Annotated in this window: 13 protein-coding genes and 1 pseudogene; 2 read left to right on the top strand and 12 right to left on the bottom strand. The window is 60.6% G+C overall.

The features are described from left to right. Positions 1-6: 6 nt before the first annotated feature. Positions 7-1,386, top strand: a complete 1,380-nt coding sequence (gene lpdA / locus SJY21_RS00440) for a dihydrolipoyl dehydrogenase (RefSeq protein ID WP_377504613.1) — start codon at positions 7-9, stop codon at positions 1,384-1,386. Positions 1,387-1,544: 158 nt separating this feature from the next. On the opposite strand, the pseudogene SJY21_RS00435 reads toward lpdA, so the two are convergent. From SJY21_RS00435 to SJY21_RS00385, 11 genes and pseudogenes are all read right to left on the bottom strand, one after another. Then, a pseudogene (locus tag SJY21_RS00435) lies at positions 1,545-2,581 on the bottom strand (alpha-hydroxy acid oxidase). A 71-nt stretch (positions 2,582-2,652) separates the two neighbouring features. Next, positions 2,653-3,207, bottom strand: a complete 555-nt coding sequence (gene comE, locus SJY21_RS00430) for a sulfopyruvate decarboxylase subunit beta (protein ID WP_377504610.1) — start codon at positions 3,205-3,207, stop codon at positions 2,653-2,655. Next, positions 3,204-3,710, bottom strand: a complete 507-nt coding sequence (gene comD / locus SJY21_RS00425; protein WP_377504607.1) for a sulfopyruvate decarboxylase subunit alpha — start codon at positions 3,708-3,710, stop codon at positions 3,204-3,206. Before comD ends, comE begins: the two co-directional genes overlap by 4 nt. A gap of 46 nt (positions 3,711-3,756) precedes the next feature. After that, positions 3,757-4,167, bottom strand: a complete 411-nt coding sequence (locus SJY21_RS00420; protein WP_377513082.1) for a universal stress protein — start codon at positions 4,165-4,167, stop codon at positions 3,757-3,759. Positions 4,168-4,197: 30 nt separating this feature from the next. Further along, positions 4,198-5,178 (bottom strand): alcohol dehydrogenase catalytic domain-containing protein, encoded by a 981-nt coding sequence (locus SJY21_RS00415; protein ID WP_377504604.1) that lies wholly within the window; start codon positions 5,176-5,178, stop codon positions 4,198-4,200. Then, the gene (locus SJY21_RS00410; RefSeq protein WP_377504601.1) at positions 5,175-5,936 is read right to left on the bottom strand and encodes an SDR family NAD(P)-dependent oxidoreductase; all 762 of its coding nucleotides are present in this window, start codon (positions 5,934-5,936) and stop codon (positions 5,175-5,177) included. Before SJY21_RS00410 ends, SJY21_RS00415 begins: the two co-directional genes overlap by 4 nt. Next, positions 5,929-7,236 carry a histidinol dehydrogenase gene (gene hisD, locus SJY21_RS00405; RefSeq protein WP_377504598.1) on the bottom strand — a complete coding sequence of 436 codons (1,308 nt, stop codon included), beginning with the start codon at positions 7,234-7,236 and terminating at the stop codon, positions 5,929-5,931. Before hisD ends, SJY21_RS00410 begins: the two co-directional genes overlap by 8 nt. A gap of 12 nt (positions 7,237-7,248) precedes the next feature. After that, positions 7,249-8,577 (bottom strand): TRAP transporter large permease, encoded by a 1,329-nt coding sequence (locus SJY21_RS00400; protein WP_377504595.1) that lies wholly within the window; start codon positions 8,575-8,577, stop codon positions 7,249-7,251. A gap of 11 nt (positions 8,578-8,588) precedes the next feature. Then, positions 8,589-9,101, bottom strand: a complete 513-nt coding sequence (locus tag SJY21_RS00395; RefSeq protein WP_377513080.1) for a TRAP transporter small permease — start codon at positions 9,099-9,101, stop codon at positions 8,589-8,591. Between the two features lie 111 nt (positions 9,102-9,212). Then, positions 9,213-10,361 carry a TRAP transporter substrate-binding protein gene (locus tag SJY21_RS00390; protein WP_377504592.1) on the bottom strand — a complete coding sequence of 383 codons (1,149 nt, stop codon included), beginning with the start codon at positions 10,359-10,361 and terminating at the stop codon, positions 9,213-9,215. Between the two features lie 25 nt (positions 10,362-10,386). Continuing rightward, entirely contained in the window at positions 10,387-10,572 is a 186-nt protein-coding gene (locus SJY21_RS00385) for a hypothetical protein (protein WP_377504589.1), read from the bottom strand. Between the two features lie 143 nt (positions 10,573-10,715). On the opposite strand from SJY21_RS00385, the gene SJY21_RS00380 reads away from it, so the two are divergent. After that, positions 10,716-11,732, top strand: coding sequence for a LacI family DNA-binding transcriptional regulator (locus SJY21_RS00380; RefSeq protein WP_377504587.1), 1,017 nt, complete (start codon positions 10,716-10,718; stop codon positions 11,730-11,732). Between the two features lie 167 nt (positions 11,733-11,899). On the opposite strand, the gene SJY21_RS00375 is transcribed toward SJY21_RS00380, so the two are convergent. Next, entirely contained in the window at positions 11,900-12,763 is an 864-nt protein-coding gene (locus tag SJY21_RS00375; protein ID WP_377504584.1) for a helix-turn-helix domain-containing protein, read from the bottom strand. Positions 12,764-12,864 lie beyond the last annotated feature (101 nt).

Below are 12,864 nucleotides of genomic sequence, written 5' to 3'. Positions count from 1 at the left end.
GCGCCGATGTCTGACACCCACGCCGACCTTATCGTTCTGGGCGCAGGCCCCGGTGGTTATGCCTGTGCCTTTCGTGCCGCCGATCTGGGGCGCAACGTTGTCATGGTCGATCCACGTGCCACGCTTGGCGGGGTCTGCCTGAATGTCGGTTGCATCCCGTCCAAAGCCCTTTTGCACGCCGCCGAAGTGATCCGCGAGGCCCGCCACGGCGACGATTGGGGCATCGCGACCGGCAAGGTTTCTGTCGATCTGGACAAGCTGCGTGCCAAGAAAGACAGCATCGTCGACCAATTGACCACCGGCCTTGTGGGCCTTGCCAAGCGGCGCAAAGTGAAAACCATCCGTGGCACGGCAAAGTTCACCGGCGACAAGACCATTGATATCGACGGCACCGCGTGGACCTTTGATCAGGCCGTGATCGCTGTGGGCTCCGCCCCTGTGCGCCTGCCCGGTTGGCCCGAAGACGACCGGATCTGGGACTCCTCCGATGCGCTTGAACTGCGTGATATTCCGGGGAAGCTCGCCATTGTGGGCGGCGGGATCATCGGGCTGGAAATGGCCACTGTCTATGCCGCACTTGGCAGCAAGGTGACTGTCATCGAGTTCATGGACCAGATCGCCCCCGGCGCTGATACAGAAGCTGTGGCGATCCTGCATGCCGCGCTGGTGGCGGAAGGTGTGACCATCCATACGGGCACAAAAGTGAGCGAGGTCAAGGCTACCAAAGCCGCGCTGACGCTGTCTTGCGAAGGAGGGTTCGAAGGCAAGATCAAGGCGGATGCCGCGATCCAGGCCGTGGGCCGCCGCGCGAACGGCAACCTTGTCGATCCAAAGGCTGCAGGGGTCGAGATTGACGACCGCGGCATCATCAACGTGGATGCCTCTTGTGGCACAAACGTTGCCGGCATTTTCGCCATCGGTGACGTTACCGGCAACCCGATGCTGGCGCACCGCGCAACCCATCAAGGCCACGTTGCGGCCGAAGTCGCCTCGGGCCACGCCGCCGCTCTGGACACCAGTCTTATTCCCTCGGTCGCTTATACCAACCCTGAATTGGCTTGGGTTGGCCTGACACAGGCACAGGCCGAGGATCGCGACATCGTGCATAAGGTTGCGCGCTTTCCCTGGGCCGCAAGCGGACGGAATCTGGCGTCCGGTGGTGGCGATGGGCTGACCAAGCTGGTCTATTGTCCACAAACGCACCGCCTGCTCGGGGCAACAATTGTGGGCCGAAATGCCGGTGAGTTTTTGAGCGAATGCGTCTTGGCCATGGAAATGGGTGCAACACTCGAAGACGTGTCACTCTCGGTTCATGCGCACCCGACACTTTCGGAAACGGTCGGGTTTGCGGCAGAACGCGCCCTTGGAACGCTGACCGATTTGTGATTTCGCTTGCCCCCCGAAACGCCCTCTGTGGCGCTGACGTTTGTTGACGAAACAAGGCGCAGCAAAGATCATGTTCCCGTCCGTGATCCGGCCGCGTTCAGGGCGATATGATCGGTCTTGGCAGGGGAAGACCCAGTCGTGGGATTGCCCAGGCGTCGTCACGCCTGCGGAACTTGGGCCGGCGATGTGGCCCCGATCATCGCCATGGCCGAGAGCATCTCGTCGCTCAAGACCTGCCACAACCGTTCAAGCCCCGCTTCGCCCCCCGCCGCGATGGCAAACTGCAGGATGCGCCCGAAGAATGTGAAATCGGCGCCCTGCGTCAGCGCCTTCAACGCATCTTCGCCCGAGCGCAGCCCGCTGTCAAAAAACAGCGGAAAATCCGCGCCCAAAGCCGCGCGCATCTGCGGCAGCACGGTGATCGGCGCCGGTGCGCTTTCCAGCTGGCGCGCGCCGTGGCTTGAGACCTGAATGGCATCCACCCCCGATGCTTGCAGGCGCACCGCATCGTCGATATCCAGCACGCCTTTGACTACCAACTTACCCGGCCAGGCGGCGCGCAGGCGATCAAGCGTGTCCCAGTCGGCGCGGGCGCGGGTTTGCGTGCGGTCAAACACATAGCCCGGCATCTGAAAATTCGCCATCCGCGGTTTGCCCGCCGCCAGGTGTGACAGGGACCAGCGCGGGTGCAGGGCAAAGTCGATGAACTGGCGCGGGCCGATGGTGAAGGGCATCTTGAAGCCTTGGCGCAATTCGGGCGGACGGCGGCCCACTTCGGGAACATCGACAGTTAACACCAGCGTCTTGTAGCCGGCAGCCATGGCGCGTTCGACCAGTTTGAACGCCCCCGTGCCGTCGCCGGAAAAATAGAGTTGGAACCACGCGTGGCCCTCTGCTTCTTCGATGATCGCCTCCATCGGGGTCGAAGCCACTGTGGATACCCCGTGGGGCACCTTGTGCCGCGCGGCCAGTCGGGCCAGCATCAGGTCCGCGCCGGGGCGGACAGGTTGCACATTCCCATCGGCGCAATACCAAAAGGGCGGCCCGTTTCAGCGCCAAAGACGGAACTGATGAGGCTGCGCTGGGACACATCGCGCAAAATTCGTGGCTGTAACGTCAGCGCATCCAAAGCCGCGCGTTCCCGCAAGGCCCCGCGCCCCTTGCCCGCCGCGCCGTCGATGTAGTCGTAAATCATCCACGGCAGGCGCCGTTTCGCCAGCCGCCGCGCGTCTTCGGCTTCAAAGATATGCGCAGCGGCGGACAGCATCAGGCGGCGACGGCCTTCATGAAGCGGTCCTTGATGACCACAGGGTCCATCGAAATGACCGGCATCTTGGCGTTGCCGCTGTCGCATTTGACGACCATGACCGTGCCCTTGCCGCTGTCGATGACCTCTTGCAGCACGCGGCCAGTGTCTATGTCTTGCACCTCGACCACGTTTTCGCAGCCCGCCGCCCGGGCCATTGCGGCCAGATCAGTGCGCATGCCCGCATATGTCGGCTGATCACCGGTAGAGCCATAGGACCCGTTGTCGATGATCATCAGGATGTAGTTGGGCGGCATGTTGTTCCCGATCGTGGGCAGCGTGCCAAGGTTCGTCAAAACCGACCCGTCCCCATCAATCGAGATGACCAGCTTGTCCTGCGCCAGCGCAAGGCCGAAACCGATGGATGACGCCAGGCCCATGGTGCCAAGCATGTAGAAATTCGTCGGCTGGTCGTCGATGGCGTGCAATTCTTGTGAAGGGATACCGATATTGCAGACGACCAATTGGTCACGCAGGATCGGGGCGATGTCTTTCAGGATTTCAGAACGGATCATTGGTCGCCATAGCCTCCCCAGAAGTTGGCATCCGTCAGGATCGCCACGGGTTTGTTGCACATGAAGGTGTATTTGAGGATCGCGTCGAATTCCTCAACGTCCGCCTGATGATGGAAATGATAGGTTGGGATGTTCAACTGCGCCAGAAGCGCCTTGGTGTGAACGGCCATTTCCACCTGACAGGCGACAGGTTCGCGCAGTTCCCCTCGGTAGGAAATCAACATCGGCAGGGGCATGCGGTAATACTGGATCAAGGTCGCCAGCGTGTTGATTGTCACGCCAATGGCAGTGTTTTGCATGATGATCGCAGGGCGTTTGCCGCCCATATGCGCGCCCGCACACAGGCCCATACCCTCGTCTTCCTTGTTGGAGGGAATGTGGAAAATCTCGTCGCGCTTGTCGATTTCGTCGATCACACCGGCCAGCTGCTTGCAGGGCACGGTGGTCACGAAGGAAATGTCGTTGGCAACAAGATCGTCACAGATCTTCTTGTCGATGTTCATGGAAAGTGGGCCTTTCGGTTGGGCGCAATGCGCGCGGCGTTGGAATTCAGGAACTGCGGTAAACGTGCACTGCGCAGCGCGCATGGCGCACAACGCGGGCGGCGGTGGAACCAAGGAAAAAGTCGCTCAACCCCGGTTTGTGAGAGCCCATGACGATGCAATCCACCTCGTGGGAAGCGGCATAATCAACAATCGTGCGATAGGTGTGGCCGACCACCAGATCGGTCGAAACCCCCTCGAGCCCTTCGGTCTTTTTGGCCAGCTGCAGCTTGGCCGCGGCCAGCGCCTCCTTGACGATGTTCTCGTCCAGATAGGCCGCGACGGACCCTTGCGGGGCTTCATAGACGTGAATGCCAATGATTTCTCCGCCCTTTGCACACAGCGCGCGCGCGACCTCAAGCGTGTGCGCGGACACACCGTGATCCAGCGCCATGGGGACAAGGATTTTGCGATACAACATAGGGTGCTCCGATCTTGCGCTGCGTCTTTACGTCCAGGGGGTCAGGATGATCTTGGGCACGGCCACAGCGCCGTTCGCCAGATCCTGAAAGGCCTGCGCGCCATCTGCAAGCGCGCGGCTTTGCGTCCAGTCCAGCGGGCCAAGGCGGCCCTGGAAACTCGCGGCGGCAGTGTCGCGAAAATCCTGGGCCGTATAGGTGTATGTTCCGATAAATGTGATTTCCTGCAAGGTGGCGCGGCGCAGATCAAAGCCTGCGCTGTCGTCGCCCAGCCCGACATGGGCGATCACCCCGCCCGGTTCACAAAGCGCACTGGCGGTGGCACGTGTGGCCCCGTATCCAACAGCGTCAATCACCAACGGGAATGACCCCTTGGCCTGCGCCACTGCGGTTTGCCCGCAGCGGTCGATCAGCATCGCGCGGCGGGCGTCATTGGGTTCGGCCAGGGTGACATCTTCAACCCCCATGGCCTTCAGCGCCAGGGCCGCCGCAAGCCCGATCGCGCCGCCGCCGATCACCAGCGCACGTTGCTCCATCGTCGGGTGCAGCGCCGCAAGCGCCAGCCGCACCGCATGCCAACTGACCGCCAGCGGTTCGGCCAGCGCGGCCTTGGCCAGCGGCACGCCATCGGGCACCTCGACCAGATTGCGCGCGGGCATGGCGACATATTGCGCGAAGGCCCCTTCGCGCGGCTGCATAGAGATGATCTGGCGTTTGCCACACAGGTTCTCGCGCCCCGAAAGGCAGGCAGGACACGCCATGCAAGTGACCAGCGGGTTCACCGTGACGCGCATGCCATCCTTGGGGCCGCCTTCGATGACGCCAGCCCCCTCGTGGCCAAGGATCAGCGGTGCGGGACGGCGCGCATCATGGCCGAAATAGGCGTGCATGTCAGACCCGCAGATGCCAACGGCCTCAACGCGGATCAGATGTTCGCCCGCCCGCGGCACCGGATCTGGCACCTCGCGCAGGGCAAGCGTTTTCACACCCTCATAGACCAAAGCCTTCATTTCGCCGTGAACCCCCCGTCAACCATCAACACCTGCCCCGTCACATAGGCCGAGGCCTCCGAGCACAGGAACAACACCGGCCCGTCAATATCCGCAAGGCGGCCATTGCGGCCGATGCAGGTTTGCGCGGCGTTGGCTGCGGCGCGGTCGCCATCCTCGAATACCGCCGCCGTCAGCTCCGTGGGAAAGAACCCCGGTCCGATGGCATTGGCAGTGATCCCGTCGCGCGACCACGCCTCGGCCATGGCGCGGGTCAGCTGGCCGATCCCGCCCTTGCTGGCCCCATAGGCAATGCCACCGGGAAAGGCCCGCGTGGTTTGCAGCGAGGCGAAATTGACGATCCGGCCCCAGCCCTTTGCCTTCATCGCAGGCACCAGCGCCTGGCTAAGAAAGAATGGCGCCGAGAGGTTGAGCGCCAGTGTCTGATCCCAACCTGCATTTGTCACGTCATCTGCCGCCTCGCGCAGGTTCACACCCGCGGCGTGGATGACGATATCGGGCGCACCGAAGGAGGCCGACACGCGGGCGGCAAGGTCATCCTGCCCTGCCCGATCCGCGACATCGGCCACGACACCGGCTGCACCGCTGCCAATCTCATCGCACAGCCCATCCAACGCCGGGCGCCGACGCGCCACGCCCACAACCTTCGCCCCGGCCCCAGCCAGAACAATCGCCGCACGGCGACCCAGACCCGAACTGGCACCGGTGATACAAGCCACCTTGCCGCTCAGGTCGAAAAGGTGGGCAGGATCAGCCATCGGCTGTCAGGTCGAACGTCTCGTCGGGGAAGTACTTGGCCAGCCGCACGTCCGCTGCGCGGGCATGCGCCTCCATCCCTTCCAGCCGCGAAATCCGCGCCGTGGCAATGGCCACGTCCTTGGAGGCCTCGCGGGTGGAGCGCTGCCATGTGACGATCTTCATGTATTTGTGCACGCTGAGCCCGCCCGTGTAGTCCGCCGCGCCAGAGGTCGGCAGCACGTGGTTGGTGCCGGACGCCTTGTCGCCATACGACACGGTCGTTTCTTCGCCCAGGAACAACGAGCCATAGCAGGTCAGGGTTTCAAGCCACCAGTCCAAATCCTCGGCCATCACTGTCAGGTGCTCGGGGGCGTATTCATCGCTGCATTTTGCCATGTCCGCGCGGTCCGCGCAGACGATCACTTCGGCATAGTCGCGCCACGCCGCAAAGGCATTGTCGCGGTTCAGCTCGGGCAGGTCGTCGATCAAGGCGGGCACGCGGGCCAGGACATCCATCGCCAGGGCGCGGTCATCCGTCACCAACCAAACGGGCGAGTTGTAGCCATGTTCGGCCTGAGACACCAAATCAGTCGCCACCACATGGGCATCGGCCGAGGCGTCCGCCAAAATCAGGCTGTCGGTCGGCCCTGCGATCATGTCGATCCCGACCTGGCCAAAGAGGATGCGTTTGGCTTCGGCGACGAACTGGTTGCCGGGGCCGACGAGGATATTGGCCGATGGCAGACCAAATAACCCGTAGGTCATCGCCGCGACGCCCTGCACGCCACCCATGGCAAGGATTTTGTCCGCACCACAAATGTGGGCAGCATAGATGATTGCGGGGGCCACGCCCACGTCGGGGCGCGGTGGAGAGGCGGCTGTGATGTGCTTGCACCCCGCCACCTTGGCCGTCGTGACGGTCATGATGGCGCTGGCGATGTGGCTGTAGCGACCGCCGGGCACATAACAGCCTGCCGCATCCACAGGGATCGCCTTTTGGCCAGCAACATAGCCGGGCTGGATCTCCATCTCGACGTCGGCAACGGTGCTTTTCTGCAGTTGGGCAAAGCGTTTGACGTTGTCATGGGCGAAGCGGATGTCGGCCTTGAGCTTTTCGGGCACCAGCGCAATCGCGGCCTCGATCTCTTGGGGGGTCAACAGCACGTTGCCGTCATAACGATCGAACTTGGCGGCATATTCCAGCGCCTTGGCATCCCGGCCCGCCTCGATGTCACGCAGGATTGAAACCACCGTGTCATGCACATCCGACGCACCCGATGCCGCCGTCAACGTCGCTTTCTTGAGATAGTCTCGTGTCATCTTTGGTCGGTCCTATTTGTAAATATCGGGAAGAAGTGTGGTCGAGACTGCCGGAACGTAGGCGATGAACAGAACGATCACGAACATGCTCAGAACGAACGGCACCGCGCGCGCTGCAATCTTGAGAATTGATTCACCGGTAATCCCCGACACAACAAAGAGGTTGAGCCCAAGGGGCGGGGTAATGAAACCCACGCCCAGGGCCGTGATCATCATGATGCAGAACTGGATTTCGTTCATGCCGATGTTTTCGGCCAATGGCTGCAAAATGGGCGCCAGAATGACGATGTTGGGGGTCGTCTCCATCACGCAGCCCGCCGCGATCAGGATGCCGATCATCAACAGGATCAACAGCCACGGTTCATTGGTGAGGCTGGTGGCCGACGCCACGAAGCCCTGCGGCACGCCCATGATCGCCAGTGCTTCGGCCAAAGGCGCGGAAAAGGCGATGATCGGCAGGATGACACCGTTCACCTTGGCTGAACTGACCAGCATCGCAGGGAAATCCGCCCACTTCAGCGTGCCCAGAATGAACCCCATCCCAATGGTCACAACCACCGCCGTGGCACCTGCTTCTGTCGGGGTAAGGCGACCCGAAAAGATGCCGTAAAAGATGATGCCGGGCACGATGAAGGCATACCAGCCCGATATCAGCGAGCGGCCCAGATTGCCCAGCCATTCCGTGAACGTCAGATTGCCGCCGCCCTCGTAGGCATAGATGCGGTTCACAACGAGGTTGGTGATCAAGATCGCCAACAGGATGCACAGGCCAGGGATCAGCGCGGCAAGAAACAGCGTCGAGGCGGATATGCCAAGCACAAGGCCGATGATGATATAGGCGATCGAGGGCGGGATCAGGATGCCCGTGCAGGCACCGGCTGCCACAAGCGCGCAGGCGTAGGGGCGCGGATAGCCTGCCTCGACCAGCCGCGCGATCGTCATGCGGCCCACGGCCGCCGCCCCTGCTGCATCCGAGCCGGAGATTGCCGCGAACATGCCGCAGACCAACACCGTGGCCGAGCCAAAGCCGCCCTTGGTGAAACAGGTCAGCGCCTCGGCCACATCAAGGAATTTTCGACTAAGGCCGGTGCGCACCAGCACGTCACCCGTCAGGATAAACAAGGGGATGGCCGTCAGCGCGAAGGCGTCAATGCCGCTGAACAGGCGTTCGCCCACCAGCGACAGAGGCAGATCGCCCGACATCAGCAACATCAGGATCGCAGAGGACCCGATGGCGGCCCAAACAGGCACGGCCGTGGCAATGAGGGCGACGAAAATTATGACGGGAAGATAGAAATCCCACCCAAGTTCAACGGCTTGCGCGCCAGTATTCCAAAGCATTTCGCGCGCTCCTAATCAAACAATGTGTCGCCCTCATAGACAGGCCGACCTGTCTTGAGGGAGATGAAATCACGGTATAGCGACTGCAGCAGACGCCAGATCATCAGAGCAAATCCGGTTGGCACCGCCATCAGGAACCAGACCTGCGAGATGCGCAGACCGTGGGTGACGGACCCGAATTTGTAAGAAACGTGGACCGCCTCCATCGACCAATAAAGCGCGATGACGGCCACCACCATCATCACCAGATCGCCAAACATATAAAGCAGCGCCTTGGGCCGTGGCCCGAGGTAGTGCATGATCACGTCGATGCGGATATGGGCGCGTTCCTTGACCGCCGCCGCGGCCCCGATCCATGCCAGATAGATGAAAGAATAGCGCACGATTTCTTCGCCCCAAATGGACGAATAGGCGAAAATCTCGCGGCGCAGCACTTCGATGGCCATGGTGATGACAAGCATCACGTAGAAGGTCAAAAGCAGCCAGCGTTCGGCGTTTCGATCAATTTTGCGCAGGAAATGCATGGGCGGGTCCGATCGGGTCACGCAAGAAAAGGCAACGCCAGCGGCGTCCGCACTTTGTCACGGAAAAGAATGGGAACAGTCGAGCGCCTTTCGGGGCGCTCGACTAGATACTTAGGCGTCGTGAACGTAGTATTTGCCCTGTGTGCCTGCGGCCTCTTCCATCTGCGCGAAGGCATCCATGGAACCGGCAAGCTCGACCTTGAACTCGTCCCATTCCGAGCGCTGGAAGCCACCTGCGTCTTTCCACTCGGCCAGTTGATCGTCACTTAGCGAATGGAATTCAACGCCTGCCTTGGTCAGCTCGGCCATGGCATGGGCGCGGGCCGAAGGCACTTTGGCGAGGTTCTGGTGCGCGGTCATCTCGGAGCCCCACATGATCCCTTCCTGCACATCGGCAGGCATGGAATTGAACCATTCAAGGTTGCACGAATAGACCTGAGAATCCGGCACCGCCTGCGTGAAGGTCACGTGTGACAGGATGTCCTTGAAGCCGAACACAAACAGCGCGCCAACCGAAGGGTCAAGCGCGTCGGCCACACCCTGCTGGATCGCGGAAGGTGTTTCACCCCAGGCGACCGGCGTCGGGTTCGCGCCAACCATGCGGTAATACTGCTGCAACATCGCCGAGCCGGGAACCCGGAACTTTACGCCATCCATGTCGCCCGGCGTTATGACGGCGTCGCCGCCTTTGCGCACGGCCACGACCCGTGGGTCGATGTTGACATAGAACAGTGGCTTGAAGCCGTTCTCTTCGATCTTGGGCGTCACGTTGCTGCCCCAGAATTCAGAGTTCACAAGGTTGGTGAAACGCTGGTTGGACCCGCACAGATACGGCATGTTGATCAGGTCAACTGCAGATGCGAAGGGCGCAAAGTTGGCCAGCGAATGCTGTGCCGCCTGAATGGTGCCACCCTGAACCGCAGTCACCAGCGCACCGCCTGCACCCAACTGACCACCGGGGGCCAGTTTGACATAGACTTTGCCATTGGTGGCGTTCTGGATATTCTCTTTCAGGTCCAGCTGCATGATCGGATAGCTGCGCGATGCGCCCAGCACATAGGCCGTGGCGATGGTCATGATGTGTTCGGCGGCGGCCTCGCGCTCGCGTTCCTCATTGGCTGACTGGGCCGCAGCCTCGGTCGAAAACAGCATCCCCCCTGCGCCGGCCACAAGCGCCGCCGTAAAGCCGGCCGTCGACGCAACTTTCAGGAAATTGCGGCGTTCCACCGATTCAATTTCTTTGCGATCTTTCTTATCCATTTGGTTCTCCTCCCTATTGGAAATCTTAATTGTCGTCCTTGTTTGAACGATCAGCCTCTTTCTTGAGTATGGCGACGACGAACAGCACCGACGCCGCAAACAAAACCAACATCTCTCCGACGTCCCCAAGGAACGCACTGTCTGCAAGAGCCCCGAGTGCGACGTTCACAAAGAACACCGCAAACACAATGAAAGAGCTGATGAGAAACACCGAAGCCTCCACGCTGTCTGGTTCTTCGGGAATTGTAAGCGCTTACACTTGATTCGTGCAAGCCCTTACATTTTTAGACGTGCACGGCTACGATAAGGCCGGTATGATGTTGAAATACCCAATAGAAACGAGGGATGACACCGATGACGACAGCGCCAACCATTCCAACCCTCGATGACGTTGCGCGGGTTGCGGGTGTGTCCACGGCCACGGTGTCGCGGTGTTTGAACGAACAGCAAAAGGTTTCTGCCAAGACCCGCGAGAGGGTCATGAAAACGGTCGAGGAGCTGGGCTACACGCCCAATTTCAATGCCCGCGCCATGGCCGCAAAGCGGACCCAAACCATCGGCGCGATCATCCCGACGATGGAAAACGCGATCTTTGCGCGGGGCTTGCAGGCGTTTCAGGAAACGCTGCACGCGGCGGGCTACAATTTGCTGGTCTCAAGCAGCGCCTACCAACCCGAAATGGAGGCAGAACAAATCCGCGCACTGGTTGCGCGTGGTGCGGATGGTCTGCTGCTTATCGGGTCCGAACGCGCACAGGCAAGCTATGACTTCTTGGCACGGCGCGGTGTTCCCGCTGTGCTTGCCTGGACATCCACGCCCGATGCCGTCAACGCGTCAGTCGGGTTCGACAATTGCGCGGCGATGCGGATGCTGACCGATCGCGTTCTTGCGATGGGCCATTCAAGGATCGCCGTAATCTCCGGGATCATCAAAGGGAACGACCGTGCCGAAGGCCGGCTGCGTGGGATACAGCAAAGCCTGATGGCACATGATCGCAACCCCGATACGATGCCTGTTATTGAAACGGCCTACGAGATTGAAAACGGCGCCATTGCTTTCGAGGCATTGATGCAGGCCGAGCCGAGACCCACAGTTGTCATGTGCGGCAATGACGTACTGGCGGCTGGGGCGATCAACCGGGCGCGACAGCTGGGGCTTCATGTGCCCGATGACGTCTCTATCACAGGGTTCGATGATATCGAGTTGGCCAGCATTGTCCTTCCGGCGCTTACGACTGTGCATGTGCCTCACCGTGAGATGGGCCGTATCGCGGCAGAAGAGCTGATCAACATGATCGAAAAGCGAAATCCGGGCGCGCGGCGAAAGCTTGAAGTGTCGATCGTCATGCGGGACTCGCTGGAAGGGGTCTGAGCGCACCAGTTGATCGCAAACCAGTGACGCAGCCGGGGTTGTCGCGTTTTGCAGCGGCTAGATTGCCTTGGAAGGAAGACTGCGCAAAGGACAATGAGGCCGCGCAGCCGCGGAAAGTGACCAGCGCGTTAAACGATGAACGCGCAGGTGGGCAACTGGCAGGACAGTCATTGCTGACTGGCGGTGGATTGAAACGGATCGCGCTGGTGACGGGTTCGGAATACGCGGGGAGTTGTGTCGTATTGACGCCGGAACAGGCGATAGAAATAGCCGGTATTCTCGAAGCCACAGCTTTGGATGATTTCATCAATCGACGCCTCGTCGCTGCGCAGAAGCTGGGCGGCGTGTTCGATCCTGATCTGGTTGATGAATTCCGTCGGCGTGACGCCCAGAACTGTCTTGCAGGTGCGACAAACATGTTCCTGGCTTCGACCGGCTGCCGCAATAAACCCCTTCGCGCCAAGGCGGAAAACGTCCGGGGACTGTGCGGCGCTACAGGCTTCCGAAAACCATTTCGGGGCAGCTTTGGTGACGCCACTGGTGGCATGGGCGACCCTGTTGGTCAGCACCAGAAGGAATTCCTCGATCCGTGCCAGGTCGCGCTGCGCCGTTTGCAATTGCATTGACACATCCACAGCGCGCGCGAAACGTGCCGGCCCAAGCGTGTGCATCTCTGGCAGATCGGATGAGGCATCAAAGAACCGCTTGCCAATGGCGCTTTCGTATCGCGTTGCCAGATGGCTGGCCGTATCCGTGCGAAACATCACATTGATGATCTGGCATCCGGTTTTTCGATTGGCCTTGAATGCATGGACATCATGGGGGCGAATGAACACCAGCTGCCCCGGCTCCAACGCCTGTGTTACCCCGTTTATCCAGTGTTCGGTGCGCCCGCTTTCGATCAGGAACACTTCAAAGCAATCGTGATCATGTGCGCGTTCAGGATAGCGCGTCGCCAGCGATTTGCGCGCAAAATGAAACGCCTCGTCAGGACGGATGTAGGTGTCGATCAGAAAGCGGGTCTTTTCCATGCAGCAAGATTATCCAAGAATATGGTTGTTTTGATAGGTAATTATCAAAATAGTGCAATATTTTGTCAATCCGCGTCGATGACACCTGCCCAACTGTGCTT

The organism is Octadecabacter sp. R77987, from assembly GCF_042466115.1.
In the GTDB taxonomy this organism is placed as follows: Bacteria; Pseudomonadota; Alphaproteobacteria; order Rhodobacterales; family Rhodobacteraceae; genus SW4.
The sequence above is the reverse complement of the archived record's forward strand: the minus strand, read 5'-3'. Positions and strand labels throughout refer to the sequence as shown.